The 15,430-nt window shown below is 60.4% G+C and carries 15 protein-coding genes; 6 read left to right on the plus strand and 9 right to left on the minus strand.

The features are described 5' to 3' along the window. Positions 1-20 precede the first annotated feature (20 nt). Both ribB and aroC read right to left on the minus strand, forming a co-directional pair. Positions 21-1,124: a 3,4-dihydroxy-2-butanone-4-phosphate synthase gene (ribB, locus tag ABOK31_RS02360; RefSeq protein WP_174173792.1), complete on the minus strand. Its 1,104-nt coding sequence runs from the start codon at positions 1,122-1,124 to the stop codon at positions 21-23. 10 nt (positions 1,125-1,134) lie between these two features. Further along, the gene (aroC, locus tag ABOK31_RS02365) at positions 1,135-2,232 is read right to left on the minus strand and encodes a chorismate synthase (RefSeq protein ID WP_349957641.1); all 1,098 of its coding nucleotides are present in this window, start codon (positions 2,230-2,232) and stop codon (positions 1,135-1,137) included. A 375-nt stretch (positions 2,233-2,607) separates the two neighbouring features. On the opposite strand from aroC, the gene ABOK31_RS02370 reads away from it, so the two are divergent. Next, positions 2,608-2,868 carry a DUF1344 domain-containing protein gene (locus tag ABOK31_RS02370; RefSeq protein ID WP_092709712.1) on the plus strand — a complete coding sequence of 87 codons (261 nt, stop codon included), beginning with the start codon at positions 2,608-2,610 and terminating at the stop codon, positions 2,866-2,868. Positions 2,869-3,087: 219 nt separating this feature from the next. On the opposite strand, the gene ABOK31_RS02375 is transcribed toward ABOK31_RS02370, so the two are convergent. The 4 genes from ABOK31_RS02375 to ABOK31_RS02390 form a co-directional block, all read right to left on the minus strand. Continuing rightward, positions 3,088-3,684 carry a histidine phosphatase family protein gene (locus ABOK31_RS02375; RefSeq protein WP_349957643.1) on the minus strand — a complete coding sequence of 199 codons (597 nt, stop codon included), beginning with the start codon at positions 3,682-3,684 and terminating at the stop codon, positions 3,088-3,090. A gap of 17 nt (positions 3,685-3,701) precedes the next feature. After that, a complete protein-coding gene (gene fabI, locus ABOK31_RS02380; RefSeq protein WP_075855547.1) occupies positions 3,702-4,520 on the minus strand; it encodes an enoyl-ACP reductase FabI in 819 nt (272 codons plus the stop codon). A gap of 122 nt (positions 4,521-4,642) precedes the next feature. Next, the gene (locus tag ABOK31_RS02385; RefSeq protein ID WP_174173795.1) at positions 4,643-5,803 is read right to left on the minus strand and encodes a DnaJ domain-containing protein; all 1,161 of its coding nucleotides are present in this window, start codon (positions 5,801-5,803) and stop codon (positions 4,643-4,645) included. Between the two features lie 315 nt (positions 5,804-6,118). Beyond that, on the minus strand, positions 6,119-6,577 hold the full coding sequence (locus tag ABOK31_RS02390) for an RT0821/Lpp0805 family surface protein (RefSeq protein ID WP_349957646.1): 459 nt from the start codon (positions 6,575-6,577) through the stop codon (positions 6,119-6,121). Positions 6,578-6,641: 64 nt separating this feature from the next. On the opposite strand from ABOK31_RS02390, the gene pdxH reads away from it, so the two are divergent. Next, positions 6,642-7,262 carry a pyridoxamine 5'-phosphate oxidase gene (gene pdxH / locus ABOK31_RS02395; RefSeq protein ID WP_174173796.1) on the plus strand — a complete coding sequence of 207 codons (621 nt, stop codon included), beginning with the start codon at positions 6,642-6,644 and terminating at the stop codon, positions 7,260-7,262. Between the two features lie 108 nt (positions 7,263-7,370). On the opposite strand, the gene ABOK31_RS02400 is transcribed toward pdxH, so the two are convergent. After that, entirely contained in the window at positions 7,371-8,429 is a 1,059-nt protein-coding gene (locus tag ABOK31_RS02400) for a polysaccharide deacetylase family protein (RefSeq protein WP_349957649.1), read from the minus strand. A 227-nt stretch (positions 8,430-8,656) separates the two neighbouring features. Here ABOK31_RS02400 and ABOK31_RS02405 point away from each other — a divergent pair, with 227 nt between their 5' ends. Together ABOK31_RS02405 and ABOK31_RS02410 are read left to right on the plus strand one after the other, a co-directional pair. Continuing rightward, a complete protein-coding gene (locus tag ABOK31_RS02405; protein ID WP_349957650.1) occupies positions 8,657-9,955 on the plus strand; it encodes a D-alanyl-D-alanine carboxypeptidase family protein in 1,299 nt (432 codons plus the stop codon). 108 nt (positions 9,956-10,063) lie between these two features. Then, complete coding sequence (locus ABOK31_RS02410; RefSeq protein ID WP_349957652.1) at positions 10,064-10,369, plus strand: pyrophosphatase; 306 nt, start codon at positions 10,064-10,066, stop codon at positions 10,367-10,369. Positions 10,370-10,381: 12 nt separating this feature from the next. On the opposite strand, the gene tldD is transcribed toward ABOK31_RS02410, so the two are convergent. Together tldD and ABOK31_RS02420 are read right to left on the minus strand one after the other, a co-directional pair. Further along, entirely contained in the window at positions 10,382-11,797 is a 1,416-nt protein-coding gene (gene tldD / locus ABOK31_RS02415; RefSeq protein WP_174173800.1) for a metalloprotease TldD, read from the minus strand. A gap of 64 nt (positions 11,798-11,861) precedes the next feature. After that, entirely contained in the window at positions 11,862-12,485 is a 624-nt protein-coding gene (locus ABOK31_RS02420) for an invasion associated locus B family protein (RefSeq protein WP_112797330.1), read from the minus strand. 337 nt (positions 12,486-12,822) lie between these two features. On the opposite strand from ABOK31_RS02420, the gene coxB reads away from it, so the two are divergent. Together coxB and ctaD are read left to right on the plus strand one after the other, a co-directional pair. Next, the gene (gene coxB / locus ABOK31_RS02425; RefSeq protein ID WP_349957654.1) at positions 12,823-13,713 is read left to right on the plus strand and encodes a cytochrome c oxidase subunit II; all 891 of its coding nucleotides are present in this window, start codon (positions 12,823-12,825) and stop codon (positions 13,711-13,713) included. 15 nt (positions 13,714-13,728) lie between these two features. Next, on the plus strand, positions 13,729-15,423 hold the full coding sequence (gene ctaD / locus ABOK31_RS02430) for a cytochrome c oxidase subunit I (protein ID WP_349957655.1): 1,695 nt from the start codon (positions 13,729-13,731) through the stop codon (positions 15,421-15,423). Positions 15,424-15,430: the final 7 nt, after the last annotated feature.

The raw sequence follows: 15,430 nt of genomic DNA on the forward strand, positions 1-15,430 counted from the left end.
GCTTCCGGACCGGGCAACGATCAGCAGATTTCTGTCGTGGTGATTTTGATGCCGAAGCCTTCAAGCCCGACATAATGTCGCTCGCGGCTGGTGAGCAGCTTGATCGAGCTGACGCCGAGATCCTTCAGGATTTGCGCGCCGAGGCCGATTTCCAGCCATTCACTGTCTCGCGCCTGTGCCTCGGCATGGCTCTCGCGCTCGGCCTGACGCGCCTTGCGGCCATTGTCGAAATGACCGACACCGACGGAACCTTCACGCAGGTAGACGATGACGCCGCGGCCTTCCTCGGCGATCTTCTTCATGTAGAAATCGACCGGGCGGCGCTTGCCGAACAAATCCTCGGCGACGTTTTCCGGATGCAGGCGCACCGGGATATCGACGCCGTCGCGAATATCGCCGAAGACCACGGCGAGATGCTGCATCGGGTCCCAGGGCAGCGAATAGGTATGCGCACGTGCCTTGCCGAACGGCGTTTCGATGTCGAAGCTGGTGCCGAGCTCGATCAGCGTTTCCTTGCGCTGGCGATAGGCGATGAGATCGGCGACGGAGACGAGCTTCAGGCCGTTTTGCTCGGCGAATTCCACCACCTGCTGGCCGCGTGTCACCGTGCCGTCGTCATTGACCAACTCGCTGATGACGCCGATCGGCGGTAGGCCGGCAAGCTTGCAGAGGTCGACGGCGGCTTCCGTATGGCCGGAACGCATCAGCACGCCGCCCTCGCGGGCAACCAGCGGGAAGATATGGCCGGGACGAACGAAATCCGTGGGGCCGACATTCGGATTGGCGAGGTTTCGAACCGTCAGGGTCCGGTCGTCGGCGGAAATGCCTGTTGTGGTGCCATGCTTGAAATCGACGGAAACGGTGAAGGCCGTCGTATGGGCGGAATCATTTTCCGCCACCATGGCGTTGAGGTTCAGCCGCTTGGCTTCCTCGCGCGGCATCGGCGTGCAGACGATGCCGGAAGTGTGCCGGACGATGAAGGCCATCTTTTCCGGCGTGCAGTGAACGGCGGCAACGATGAGGTCGCCTTCGTTCTCGCGGTCGTTATCGTCCATGACGACGACGATCTCGCCAGCTTCGAAAGCCCGGATGGCATCGACAACGCGCTTCTGGTCGTAAGACATTTCGAAGTTCCTACCTCTGCTGGCCGGTCTGGCCGCGATCCCTCAGATAATGGTCGGCAACGGCGCAGGCGACCATCGCCTCGCCGATCGGCACAGCGCGAATGCCGACGCATGGATCGTGGCGGCCCTTGGTACGCACATCGACATTGTTGCCATCGGCATCGATCGACTGGCGTTCCGTCAGGATCGAGGAGGTTGGCTTGATGGCGAAGCGTGCGACGATCGGCTCGCCCGTGGAAATGCCGCCCAGGATGCCCCCGGCATGATTGGATAAGAAGATGCGCTTGCCGTCATTGCCCATGCGCATCGCATCGGCATTTTCCTCGCCGGTCAACTCGGCAGAGGCGAAGCCCTCACCGATCTCGACGCCCTTGACGGCATTGATCGACATCAGCAGCGAAGCGATATCCTGATCGAGCTTGCCATAGATCGGGGCACCGAGACCAGCCGGCACGCCTTCGGCCACGACTTCGACGACGGCGCCGATCGAGGAGCCCGCCTTGCGGATGCCGTCGAGATACTCTTCCCATACCGGCACGATCTCAGGATCGGGCGCGAAGAACGGGTTCTGATCCACTTCAGCCCAGTCCCAGTTGGCGCGGTTGATCTTGTGCTTGCCGATCTGCACCAGCGCGCCGCGGATGGTCGCGCCGGGTACCACGAGGCGGGCGATGCCGCCGGCAGCAACGCGTGCGGCCGTTTCGCGGGCCGACGAGCGACCGCCGCCACGATAGTCGCGAATGCCGTATTTGACGTCATAGGTATAGTCGGCATGGCCGGGGCGGTAGCGCCGAGCGATTTCGCCGTAATCCTTCGAGCGCTGGTCGGTATTCTCGATCAGCATCGAGATCGGCGTGCCGGTCGAGATCATCGTCTCGCCATCCTCATCGAACATCACGCCCGACAGAACCTTGACGAGATCGTCCTCACGCCGCTGCGTCACGAAGCGCGATTGCCCCGGCTTGCGCTTGTCGAGCCAGGTCTGAATGTCTTCCAGCTTGAAGCGGAGCCCGGGAGGGCAGCCGTCTACGATGCAGCCGAGCGCCGGGCCATGGCTTTCGCCCCAGGTGGTGACGCGGAAAAGGTGACCGAATGTATTGTGCGACATGGAAAACGACCGGTTTGCTGCAGCCTGTCGTGCAGGCTGCGTCTTGTCTCTTGCAATTTCGGCCCACTCATAGAGCATGACGCCGAAAAGTGTAAGCGGTTTTCGGGCGACATCATGCTCTACCTATTTGATTCCAGTGCCGGATGCCGGCAAGATAAAATCTTTCTTTCTAGCTGCGCGGAAACGGCTGTCGCAGCTTTCGTCTGCCGCTTCATCATCATGGTAAACAAAGATTAATCCGCGCTGTGGATTGTGACGATGCATTCACCAATTGGGCGAGCGAAGCCATTATTGGGGGCAACTTCCGCCATATTCGACGTGTTTTCTACATCGCAATAAGAAATGAAAAGCAAATTGACCTGAAGGGTGACGACGATGCGCTTCTTTGTAGCGACGCTTTTGGCCACGGCAAGCCTGCTTGCTCCTGTCGCGGGCTTTGCCGAAAGCGCGGATGTCGAGGCAGTCATCAAGAAGGTCGACACGAAGAATTTCAACATCACTCTGGATGATGGCAAGAGCTATCAGGTGCCCGAGGATTTCGATTTCAGCGGCTTGCAGGCCGGTGTGAAGGTCGTGGTCTTCTATACGGAAGTCGACGGCAAGCGCGTCGTCAACGACCTCGATATCGTCCAGTAACTAGAGCATGTCGCGCAAAGGTGCGCAGCGGTTTTGCGATGGCGATATGCATAAAATCGAGGATCTAAAGTGTTAGAAGCGAATCTGAAGGATCGCGATGCGCTTTAGTGGTGCCGCCGCACAGCGGGCGGTCTTGGGCAGGTTTTTTGCCTTCAAAGTGATTGTTCTTCTTCGCTCGCTCCCAAACCACGCAGCCATCCGCGCCTAGTCGGGAACCGTCTACATCCAGCCGATGATCCTCATCTGCGGATCGACCTTTAGAATCTGGTCCTGATGGATCGGGATTTCCGCCGCCTCTTCCTTTTCGACATCGCCTATCAGACGGAACAGTGTGCGGATGACGCCGCCATGTGTGACGCAGACTGTGGGGCGATCGACCGATGCCAGCCATGAGCCGACGCGCCAGGAGAGGATTTCGTAGCTTTCGGCGTCATCGCCAGGCGGGATGAAGTCCCATTTGTTCGCTTTGCGCTCGGCAAGCCGGTCCGGCGCCGTCGCTTTCAATTCCTTGAGTGTAAAGCCTTCCCAGGCGCCGAATGACAGCTCGACGAGCCTTTCGTCCGTGCGATAATCCTTGGGTGGCAGGCCCATGGCATCGCGTGCGATTTCCATGGTTTCGCGCGTGCGCCGCAAGGGGCTGGCGACGAAATCGAAGGGTCGGTTTTCGAAGGCGAGGATTTCGGCGAGATCGATGCCGTTCTGCCGCGCCTGTTCGCGGCCGACGGCGTTGAGATCGATGTCCTTCTGCCCCTGCAGGCGGCGCTCGGCATTCCAGTCGGTCTGACCGTGACGTATCACATAGAGGATGGGCGACACGGTCAGCTTCCTGTTGATCAGTCCTTTGCGACGGAAATGTCAGGCGCGTCTACCGCCTTCATGCCGACGGTGTGGTAGCCGGAGTCGACGTGATGGATTTCGCCGGTAACGGCCGTCGACAGATCGGACAGCAGATAGAGCGCGGAATTGCCGACTTCGTCGATCGTGACGGTCCGCTTCAGCGGCGCGTTATATTCGTTCCACTTCAGGATGTAGCGGAAGTCGCCGATGCCGGAGGCTGCGAGCGTCTTGATCGGGCCTGCCGAGATCGCGTTGACGCGGATGCCGCGGCTGCCGAGGTCGACTGCGAGGTAGCGCACGCTTGCTTCGAGAGCAGCCTTGGCGACGCCCATGACGTTGTAGTGCGGCATGACCTTCTCTGCACCATAATAGGTGAGGGTGATCATCGAGCCGCCGTCATTCATGATTCGCTCGGCGCGCTGTGCAACTGCCGTGAAGGAATAGACGGAGATGTCCATCGTCTTCGTGAAGTTGTCGCGGCTGGTGTCGAGGTAACGGCCGGTCAGCTCGTCCTTGTCGGAAAACGCAATGGCGTGCACGACGAAGTCGATCTTGCCCCATTTCGCCTCCAGCGTGTCGATGACGGCATCGATCGTTGCCGGCTCGGTCACGTCGCAATGGCCGGCCATGAAGGCGCCGAGTTCCTGAGCAAGCGGCTCGACGCGCTTCTTCAGGGCATCGCCCTGCCACGTCAATGCGATTTCGGCTCCGGCATCCGAACAGGCCTTGGCAATACCCCACGCTATCGAACGGTTGTTTGCTACGCCGAGGATGACGCCGCGCTTGCCTGCCATGAGGCCAGTGGATTGAGCCATATTCTGCTCCCTTGAACTTTCGAATGACCCTGCCTATGGCATAGGCCGTTCCCCTGTTCAAGCATCGTAAAGATCATCAACTGTTAGGGATCGTAACAAAGGGTGCTGTTGTCACCAAAATTTCACAGGAAAAGCCCTTCACGCATGCTGCGCATGAGATCCGTGACCTTGTCGTCGGGTTTTTCCCACAGCATCAACCGTAATTCGACTATGAGATCACCCTTTCCGCCATTGCCGTCGGGCAGGCCCTCCCCGGAAATGCGCACGATCTGATCCGAACCGGACCAGGCCGGCACCGTGATCCTGACCGGCCCGTTCAATCCTTCTACCATGGTCTCGCAGCCAAGGACCGCATTCTCGATGGTCACGGGCAATATCGTGCGCACATCGCTGCCGTCGAGCGTGAAGCGTCCGTCGGTCGACAGATGAACGGTGACGGCGACATCACCGCGCAGCATTCCGGCGAGCTTCAGTCCCTGGCCCTTCAGGTGAAGGACCTGGCCATTGGAGATATCCGTCGTCGCCTGGAAGCGCGCCTCGCGGTTGTCGGGCAACGGAACGGTGATCCAGCGGCTCTTCAGCATGTCGTCAAGCGTTACCGTGGCTTCGGCGGCGACCTCCGGGGTTTTTTCCGGCGGCTTTTCGGGCGCATTGCTGCCCGTGATGCGTCGCACCAGGGAGCCGAGGATGCCGAATGCGGAGCGCGAGCCGGCCGAGGCTGTTGCCAGTTGCTCTTCTTCCATCTGCGTCTCTTCCGGTGCCGCGGTATTGGGTTGATCCTGCGGCTTTTCGGTCTGCTGCGCGCTGGCTTCCGCGGCGGTGGCTTGTGCCTGCTGTGCCTGGCCGGTCTTCACTCCGAAAATGCGCTCGACCATATCTTCAGGAGATTCGGCGGCATTACTCCTCTGGCCGGATGCGGCGGACGCGGCTGCCTTGCGGGCATTGGCCCTAGCGAGCTCCTCCATGATCTTATCGGCATTGGCGCGTGCTGCCTTGGCCCTCTCGGCGGCCTCGCGCGCCGCCTGTCGCTGCTGCATGATCGTCTGTTCCCGGCTTTGGCCCTTTGCCTCGGCCATTTGGGTGATCTGATCGTAGCGGCTGCGCTTCTGCGGGTCCTTCAGCGTCTCATAGGCACGGCCGATTTCAGCAAAGCGCTCCGACGCCGTCGGATCGCCCGGATTGTGATCGGGATGGGCGGTCTTCGCCAAGCTGCGCCAGGCGGCCTTGATGTCGTCCGCCCCAGCATCCTTCTTAACGCCTAACACCTTGTAAGGATCGCGCATCTTTCCCGCCATCATTCATGGATGTGCTCAGCCCCATTGCAGCACCCCAAGCAAAGAACCAGTTGATAGCGCTTCGCCATCCTGCTTCCTGTCATGGGAGGCAAGGCTAATGCGCCGATCAGCCGATCCTGCGGGAAAAGTTGCTAATCAGGCGTTACGGCGGACGGGGGCCGAAGGCCTGCATTTCAAGGCATGGTTAGCCGATCGCTAACGGGCGATGCTTAGGATTTGCAGTCGGAACCGTAGCGCCGATTACAATGGAATGCTTCTCAGCGTAGACTGATTTGAAGGCAGGAGAGAAGGGGAGAAAGGCGGTCAGCCCGCCTGTTGGAAGCTGAGCAGCTGCCATTCGCCGAGGCCCACAAGGCAGGTCCTGCCGGAGAAATTGGCAACGCCCTGATAGGAGTGTCGGCTGGTGCGGAATTGACGGCAGACCACGCCGGAGGCGTTGCTTTCCACGATGGCGTCGATGACGCCGGCACTGCCGGTAGAGGTGTTTGCCCAGGGTATGGGCTGGCCGTTGAGCTTATGAAGGTCCGCCGAGGTGACGGCATTGCGCACGGTGGTTTCGTCGGACATGCTGTCGGTCGTCACTGCAGCCGTCGGTACTGTGCCGGTGGAGACGCTGCGATCCACCTTGGCAGAGCTCAGATAGTCCATGCCGCCGCCGACGCAGCCGCCAAGGGTGAAAAGGGAGACTAGGGCGACAGCCATCGTCACGCCTTTTGCAAGCTTGCGCTTTGTATGAACGGTCGACTTTGCTATGACTTCCACCCGAACATCTTGGCCAGCCAGAGGGGCCAGCGGTTATTAGGAATTGCGGAGCATTTGAATTAATATGTCGGAAAACGAGTTAACAAGCGGTGACTTCACCGAGCAGAACGAACCTTTCACTCTTTTTGCGTCCTGGCTGCGCGAAGCCGAGACCACCGAACCAAACGATCCGAATGCGGTAGCGCTGGCAACGGTGGATAAGGATGGTTTGCCAAATGTCCGCATGGTTCTTCTGAAGGGTTTCGATAGCGACGGATTCGTATTCTATACAAATTTCGAGAGCCAGAAAGGCCAAGAAATTCTTTCCCAGAAGAAAGCGGCCATGTGCTTCCACTGGAAGTCGCTCCGTCGGCAGGTGCGACTGCGCGGCCTGGTTGAAGTGGTGAGCGACAAGGAAGCCGACGAGTACTATAAGACAAGGGCTCGCGGCAGCCGCATCGGCGCCTGGGCCTCGAAGCAGTCTCGTCCGCTGGAAGGTCGTTTTGCATTGGAAAAAGCTGTTGCCGAATACACCGCCCGTTATGCCATCGGCGATATTCCGCGCCCGCCTTACTGGTCCGGCTTCCGCATCCGGCCGCTATCCATCGAGTTTTGGCACGACCGCCAGTTCCGCCTGCACGATCGCATCGAGTTTCGCCGCGATATGCCCGAAGGCGCCTGGCAGAAGGTGCGGATGTATCCCTAAAGTTCGTCGCGATCTTTCAGATTCGCTTCTCGCACTTTAGGTCTTTGGATGTTGCGCACGTCGTCGTCGCAAAACCGCTGCACACTTTTGCGCGACATGCGTTGAATCCTATGCCGTTTCCCGGCGCCCCATCAGCCGCATGGGGATGCCGGAGGCGAGCGCCGACGCATAGCGCGGCTTCTGGTAATGACCGTTCAGCGATAGTCGCGGCAGCAATAGCGGCGCATTGCCGTTTGTCGCCGTGATCGTGCCGGGGCGCGTGGTGACGCCGACGGAAAAGCCGAGTTCCGCCGCAAGCCGTCCTTCGCGTGCCGAGGCGGCCTCGTTCGTGCCATAGGGATAGGCGATTGTGGTTGGCCGCTTTCCGGCGATGTCGGCGACATAATCGGCCGAAAGCGCCATCTCGGCTGCGGCCTCCGCTTCCGTGAGCCTTGAGAGCGCCCGATGGCTCACCGTATGTGCCCCGAGCGAGGCCAGAGGATGGCTGGCGAGCTGCCGCAATTCGTTCCGATCCATGATCGATGCGCGGACTATGCCGAGCGGTTCCAGGCCGTGGCGCCGGGCAAGCTCATCGATCCGGCCGACGGCTTCGCTTTCCTCGTGGCTATGGACAAAGGCGGCGAAGCGGGCAAATGCGGCATGCTTCTGGCTGTCCTTGCCGAGCGGCAGAAACTCTTCTCCCGATCCGAAATCGAATGTCAGCCGGTCAAGCTGGCCAAGCATCTCGGCCAGCGTCTCCCACCATAAACTATGGCTGCGTTCCGAAAGCCCCTGGGCGACGAAGACGGTGAAGGGCGTATCATGCCGTGCAAAGATCGGCAGAGCGTGGTCGAGATTGTCCCGGTTGCCGTCGTCGAGCGTGAAGGCGACGAAGGGTGGCTTGCCGGCGGCGCTTTTTGCTCGTGAGGGCAGGGCATCGAGTGCGATGAACTCGTAACCGTCCTGCTTTAGCCGTGCGATCACCTGGTCGAGAAAGTCGGGCGAGACCTCCAGATGCGCATTAGGTGCGAAGCGCCGGGGAAGGGCAGGGCGGACATGATGAAGGGTGAATATCGTGCCGAGGCCGGCAACGTCGCGCATAAGCCCCGCGCCCTTCAAAATGGCGGCAGCCTCCAGCCCGCTGGAGATCATCGTGCGCTTGAGGCGGACCTTGATGCCCTGTTCCATGCGGCTCGACCCGGTTGACCAATGTCAACGCTGTAGCGCATCCCCGTTAAACCTTACTGAATCTTTGTCATAATTTCCAATGCGTTAATGCTTATTTTACCAGGAAAGGCAAAATTGAAGAACTATCGAGGCTGTTGCCTCAATATCGCACCGGTATCAGGTTTTTTGTCGCAAAATCATACAGGGATTGATGCGGTGTGTTGGCATTCTTTCGGTTGGGGACAATTATGAAAAGACTTCTGATGGCTCTGTCTGCGGCCGTCTTGCTATTGGGCGCTCCTGCGGCGAGCTTCGCGGGCAGCGCGTATTTCATCATGGATGCGAAGACCGGCAAGGTGCTGGCATCCAGCAATGCGGATGACCTCAACCATCCGGCATCGCTGACCAAGATGATGACCTTGTACATGACCTTCGAGGCGATCCATCGCGGCAAGCTGAGCTGGAACACCCGGATCCCGGTATCGCGTTTCGCCGCTGCCAAGCCCCCGACCAAGCTGGGCCTCAAGCCCGGCGGCACGGTGACCGTCCGCGAAGCCGTTGATGGCATGATCATCAAGTCCGCCAACGACGCCGCGGCCGCCATGGCGGAAGCGCTCGGCGGCAGCGAAAGCGGCTTCGCCCGGCTGATGACGCAGAAGGCGCGCGAAATCGGCATGCGCCGCACCACCTTCCTGAATGCTTCCGGTTTGCCGAACATGCAGCAGTGGACGACGGCCCGTGATATGTCGACGCTTGCCGTCGCGCTCATCAACAACTATCCCCAGGAATACCGGCTCTTCTCGCAGACGAGCTTCAACTATCGTGGCCACAGCGTTCGTGGTCACAACAACCTGATGTATCGCTATGAAGGTATGGACGGCATCAAGACCGGCTATACCAATGCCTCCGGTTTCAACCTCGTCAGCGCCGTGCGCCAGGGCAATCGCCGCGTGATCGGCGTCGTCATGGGCGGTGCCACCGCGCGCGGCCGCGATGCGCTGATGGCCTCGCTGCTGGATCGCTATGTGCCGAAGGCAAACTCGGTCGCATCATCGCGGCTGCTGGCGAGTGTCGGTGGCGGCAGGGCCGCGAAACAGGTTGAAGTGGCCTCCGCATCGGACGACGTCGCCGTCGATGTCGATGCCCAGACCACTGCGACGACGACACCGGCGCCGGCGCGCAAGCGTACCGAGGTCGTCCCGATGGCATTTGCCGCGGCTTCGAACGTCACTGTTCCGATGGATCGCCCGGCTGCGATGGACGAGATCCTCGTTGCCAACAAGCCGGCAGCGGGCGGCAGTTGGCAGGTGCAGATCGCCGCAACCCCGACGGCTCAGGCAGCCAAGGATTTGCTTTCCGAAGCGAAATCCAAGGCCGGCAATGCGCTCGCCAACGCCTCGCCCTATACCGAAGCCGTTGGCAAGGGCGGCAACACGGTTTATCGCGCCCGCTTCGTCGGCTTTGCCAGCCGTGACGATGCAAGTTCGGCCTGCTCTGCTTTGAAGCGTAAGGACTTCGATTGCATGCTGCTGCCGAGCAAGGGCTGAGCATAATCTCAATTGGATCGAAGCGAGCCGGCGGAGCAAATCTCCGCCGGCTCGACTTTTTTGCGGGAATCGTTCATTCATGGCTGGAACATAAAGGGAACGATGTCGATGTTGTCAGATCTGATGAAGCAATTCGAAGCGGCTTCGGCGACCTATGCCGCCGACAACGGCATGGAGCGCGACGACGATTGGTTCGTACTGAAACTCCAGGAGGAAATGGGCGAGTTGGTCCAGATCTGGAACCGGATCACCGGCCGCGGGCGGCGCAAGGGCATGAGCGACGCGGATCTGGCGACGGCACTTGCCGATGAAACGGCCGATGTACTCGGCCATATTCTTCTATTCGCGCATCGCAACGGCCTGGATCTGCCCGCTGCCGTCGAGCGAAAGTGGTTCTTTCGCCCCAAGGAATAGTGGGCGGGGCGGTTAAGCCTTGGTGCCCCCGACTGTGATCTGGTCCATGCGCAGATGCGGTTGACCGACGCCGACCGGAACCCATTGGCCCGCCTTGCCGCAATTGCCGATGCCGGTATCGAGCTTCATATCGTTGCCGATCATGGTGACGCGCTTCATCGCATCCGGGCCGTTGCCGATCAGCATCGCCCCCTTGATCGGAGCGCCGATCTTGCCATCCTCGATGAGGTAGGCCTCGGTGCAGCCGAAGACGAACTTGCCGGAGGTGATATCCACCTGGCCGCCGCCGAAGGAGACGGCATAGATGCCCTTCTTCACCGAGGCGATGATTTCGTCCGGCGTCTTGTCGCCGCCGAGCATGTAGGTGTTGGTCATGCGTGGCATGGGCGTATGGGCATAGCCTTGGCGTCGGCCGTTTCCGGTCGCCTTCATGCCCATCAGCCGCGCATTCTGCCGATCCTGCATGTAGCCGACCAGCTTGCCGTTCTCGATCAGCACGTTATAGGCCGAAGGCGTGCCTTCGTCGTCGACGGTAATGGAACCACGGCGGTTTTCGATCGTACCGTCATCGACGACGGTGACGCCCGGCGCGGCGACCATCTGACCCAAAAGGCCGGCGAAAGCCGAGGTCTTCTTGCGATTGAAATCACCTTCCAATCCGTGGCCGACGGCTTCATGCAGCATGACGCCCGGCCAGCCGGAGCCGAGCACGACATCCATCGTGCCGGCGGGTGCCTCGATCGCCTCGAGATTGACGAGCGCCTGACGCAGAGCTTCGTCGGCGCCGTGGTGCCAATTGTCTGCTGCAACGAAATCGCCGAAGCCGATGCGCCCGCCCGTGCCGAAGGAACCGGCTTCCTGCCGGTCGCCGTCACCGACGATAACGGAGATGTTGATGCGCGTCATCGGCCTGACATCGCGCACGCGATGGCCGTCGGCGCGAAGAATGTCGACCACCTGCCAGCTCGCGGCGATGGATGCCGTCACCTGGCGCACCTTGTCGTTCTTGTCGCGCAGATAGCTGTCGATCCGCTGCAGGAGCTTCGCCTTCTCCTCGAAGCTCGGCGTGCCGATCGGGTTCTCGTCGCCATAGAGCACCTTGTTGGTGCGCTGGGGCGCAGCCGCATAGGAACCGGCATAGCCCGATGTCACCGCACGCACGGCGTCGGCGGCGCGCTTCAGCGCGGCTTCAGAAAGATCGCCCGCATGGGCATAGCCCACCGCTTCGCCGGCAACGGCGCGAAGGCCGAAGCCCTGTTCGGTGTTGAAGCTGCCACCCTTCATCCGGCCATTGTCGAATGTCAACGATTCGGCCTGGATATGCTCGACGAAGAGCTCGCCGTCATCGGCGCCCGATAGCGCCTCGGCAACGATGCCGCGCAGCTTGGCTTCATCGGCATCGAAAAGAGTAAGGAGATCGGTATTCATGGGTCAGGTGCTCCGTTCAGAGCCGATGTAGGCTTCGCACCGCGCAAGAGCAAGGCCCATCCGATCAGGGAAGGGCGTCGTAGCCTTCCGCAAAGCCCTTCAAGTCGACCGGAATGCCGATGCCTTCCTCTGGCGACTGGAAGACGATGAAGGTTGCCGTGGCGCCGCTGCGCAGCGTCTTCAGCAATTCGTCTTCGAGCACGACTTCGGCGTAGCAGCCATCGGAGAAGCAGCGCACGAAATAGGCGCGGCCGATATCCTTGCCGTCGATATTGAGGCCGAGACCGTTCGGCAGCAGCACGCCGAGCGGCGCCAGAACGCGCAGGATCTTGGACTTGCGGTCGGCAGTCTTCAACACGACGACGGAAAGACCGATTTCCGGACGATCCTCGGCGATCACGTTCTGCATCAGCGCGCATTGCTCAGTCGAAGCACCGGCCGGCTTGTCGCAGACGACGGACCACGCGCCATGGCTGGAACGGACCGTACCTGGCGGTTGTGGAACCTGGCTCGTCGGAACCTGCTGCGTATGCGGCTGCGGCTGGCCTTGCTGCTGGGGCTGCAACTGTTGGGTCTGCTGCGCCGGCGGCTGAGTCTGCTGTGCCTGTTGCGCCCATGCGGGCGCGGCGACTGCGGCAGCGACGCTGCCGGTAACAAGCAAAAGCCGGGCGAGGGAACGAAAACCCATGGAAACCTCTAGATTCGAATCAGTGCCGCTATTGTTGAAGCCCAGGCCGGCAAATGAAAAGCCCCGGCTGCTGGATTCCAACCGACTACGGCGGAAATACGACGTCTACTCCATTTTGTCCCGGCGGCGCCATGGACCGCGATGCAATTTTTCGTATGATGATGAAATGCTTGCCATGTCCGGGACAAGCATGGGGGGATATTCGCGCAAAAATGCCGCACTAACAAATGTCTTGAGTTGTTGCGGAGCACCCCAAACTGTGGTTTGAAGCGCAATGGATTGTAGGGATACTGCGTTTGAGGAAGATCTGGGATCAAACGCTGGAGGGAGAGACATCGTGATTAAGAGAGCTTACGCGGCTCTGGCGGCTATGATCTGTCTGCTTTTTGCGACAGCTAGCTACGCCGATCAGCCGAGACCTTGGGAAACCGGTATGCAGCAGGCGGCAACCGGCAACATGCATCAAATCCGCTGGTTTGAGGCATACACGCTTTGGTTTATCATTCCGATCACGCTGTTGGTTCTGGTCCTCCTAGTGGTGGTCATGGTCAAGTTCCGGGCGTCCAAGAATCCGGTTCCGTCCAAGACGAGCCATAACACGCTGATCGAGGTCATCTGGACTATCGGACCGGTCCTCATTCTTCTCTTCCTGGCCATTCCCTCCTTCAATCTTCTCACCGACCAGCTGACGTTCCCAGAGAAGATAGACGTCACCGTCAAGGCGACGGCGACGCAGTGGCAGTGGAATTATGAGTATGAGGGCAGCGGCGCGACGCCGGTCGCCTTCGATTCCTTCATGCTGAAGGAGCAGGACCGCACTGCCGCCGGCAAGGACGACAAGTCGAAATATCCGCGGCTTCTCGCCGTCGACAATGAAATGGTCGTGCCTGTCGGCAAGAACGTGCGCGTCCTCGTCACGGCCGCGCCGACCGACGTCATTCATTCCTTCGCCATGCCCGCCTTCGGTGTCAGGATCGACGCCATTCCGGGCCGCCTGAACGAAACCTGGTTCAATGCCGACCGAGAAGGCCTGTACTACGGGCAGTGTTCCGAGCTCTGTGGCAAGGATCACTCTTTCATGCCGATCGCCATCCGCGTCGTCTCCGATGATCAGTACAAGCAGTGGCTGGCCGCTGCGGCAACCGATGTCGGCAAGGCGAACAAGGCTCTGATGGCCGCCGTCGACCAACCGACGACCGTCAAGGTCGCCGAAAACACGGCGAAGTAAGAGGGGATAGGAACAATGGCTGGATCCACGGCACACGACGATCACTCGCATGATCTTCACGACGCTCACACGCATGACGATCATCACGCCCACAAACAAAGCTTCGCGGACCGCTGGCTGTTTTCGACGAATCACAAGGACATCGGCACGCTCTATCTGATCTTCGCGATCTTCGCGGGCGTGATCGGCTTCCTTCTGTCCGTTGCCATCCGCATGGAATTGCAGGAGCCCGGCATCCAGATCTTCAGCGGTCTGGCGTCGATGGTCTACGGCTTTTCGGGCGATGCCGCGATCGACGGCGGCAAGCAGATGTACAACGTCTTCGTCACCGCCCACGCGCTGATCATGATCTTCTTCATGGTCATGCCGGCGATGATCGGCGGCTTCGCCAACTGGATGGTGCCGATCATGATCGGCGCGCCGGACATGGCCTTCCCGCGCCTGAACAACATTTCGTTCTGGCTCATCGTTCCCGCCTTCCTGCTGCTGATCCTTTCGATGTTCGTCGAAGGTCCGGCGGGCGCTTACGGCGCGGGCGGCGGCTGGACGATGTATGTGCCCTTGTCGGGTACGGTCGGCCACCCCGGTCCGGCGATCGATCTGGTGATCTTCGCGCTGCACCTTGCAGGCGCCTCGTCGATCCTCGGCGCGATCAACTTCATCACCACGATCCTGAACATGCGCGCTCCTGGCATGACGCTGCACAAGATGCCGCTGTTTGCCTGGTCGGTTCTGATCACCGCCTTCCTGCTGCTCCTGTCGCTGCCGGTTCTGGCGGGCGCCATCACCATGGTGCTGACGGATCGCAACTTCGGCACGACCTTCTTCGCGCCGGAAGGCGGCGGTGACCCGCTGCTCTACCAGCACCTCTTCTGGTTCTTCGGCCATCCGGAAGTCTACATCCTGATCCTGCCCGGCTTCGGCATGATCAGCCACATCATCTCCACCTTCTCGCGCAAGCCGATCTTCGGCTATCTCGGCATGGCCTATGCCATGGTCGCGATCGGCGCCGTCGGCTTCGTCGTCTGGGCTCACCACATGTATGTGACCGGCCTGTCGCTCGACACGCAGCGCTATTTCGTCTTCGCGACGATGGTCATCGCCGTTCCGACGGGCGTCAAGGTCTTCTCGTGGATCGCGACGATGTGGGGCGGTTCGATCCAGTTCCGCACGCCGATGATCTGGGCGCTTGGCTTCATCTTCCTGTTCACGCTGGGTGGCGTCACCGGCGTTCAGCTCGCCAATGCCGGCCTCGACCGCGAACTGCACGCGACCTACTTCGTTGTGGCACACTTCCACTACGTTCTGTCGCTTGGTGCCGTCTTCGCCATCTTCGCTGCCTGGTACTACTGGTTCCCGAAGATGACCGGCTACATGTACAATGAGCGGATCGGCAACTGGCACTTCTGGATCACCTTCGTCGGCGTCAACATGGTGTTCTTCCCGCAGCACTTCCTGGGTCGTGCGGGCATGCCACGCCGCTACATCGACTATCCGGACGCCTATGCCGGCTGGAACTTCGTCTCCTCCATCGGCTCCTATGTCGCAGCCGTGGGCCTTTGCTTCTTCTTCTGGGGCGTTATAGATGCTTTCATGAAGAAGCGCGTCGCAGGCGATAATCCCTGGGGCGATGGCGCAACCACGCTGGAATGGCAGCTGTCGTCGCCGCCGCCGCACCATCAGTGGGAAGAGCTGCCGCGTATCAAGTAAGCTTATT

Origin of the sequence: Rhizobium sp. ZPR4 (genome assembly GCF_040215725.1) — a bacterium.
Classification (GTDB): domain Bacteria; phylum Pseudomonadota; class Alphaproteobacteria; order Rhizobiales; family Rhizobiaceae; genus Rhizobium; species Rhizobium rhizogenes_D.

Bases quoted from the DNA above. Each gene is read 5' to 3' on its own strand.
- ribB (WP_174173792.1), bottom strand. From the start codon at position 1,124: ATGTCTTACGACCAGAAGCGCGTTGTCGATGCCATCCGGGCTTTCGAA.
- aroC (WP_349957641.1), bottom strand. From the start codon at position 2,232: ATGTCGCACAATACATTCGGTCACCTTTTCCGCGTCACCACCTGGGGC.
- ABOK31_RS02370 (WP_092709712.1), top strand. From the start codon at position 2,608: ATGCGCTTCTTTGTAGCGACGCTTTTGGCCACGGCAAGCCTGCTTGCT.
- fabI (WP_075855547.1), bottom strand. From the start codon at position 4,520: ATGGCTCAATCCACTGGCCTCATGGCAGGCAAGCGCGGCGTCATCCTC.
- ABOK31_RS02385 (WP_174173795.1), bottom strand. From the start codon at position 5,803: ATGCGCGATCCTTACAAGGTGTTAGGCGTTAAGAAGGATGCTGGGGCG.
- pdxH (WP_174173796.1), top strand. From the start codon at position 6,642: ATGTCGGAAAACGAGTTAACAAGCGGTGACTTCACCGAGCAGAACGAA.
- ABOK31_RS02400 (WP_349957649.1), bottom strand. From the start codon at position 8,429: ATGGAACAGGGCATCAAGGTCCGCCTCAAGCGCACGATGATCTCCAGC.
- ABOK31_RS02405 (WP_349957650.1), top strand. From the start codon at position 8,657: ATGAAAAGACTTCTGATGGCTCTGTCTGCGGCCGTCTTGCTATTGGGC.
- ABOK31_RS02410 (WP_349957652.1), top strand. From the start codon at position 10,064: ATGTTGTCAGATCTGATGAAGCAATTCGAAGCGGCTTCGGCGACCTAT.
- tldD (WP_174173800.1), bottom strand. From the start codon at position 11,797: ATGAATACCGATCTCCTTACTCTTTTCGATGCCGATGAAGCCAAGCTG.
- ABOK31_RS02420 (WP_112797330.1), bottom strand. From the start codon at position 12,485: ATGGGTTTTCGTTCCCTCGCCCGGCTTTTGCTTGTTACCGGCAGCGTC.
- ctaD (WP_349957655.1), top strand. From the start codon at position 13,729: ATGGCTGGATCCACGGCACACGACGATCACTCGCATGATCTTCACGAC.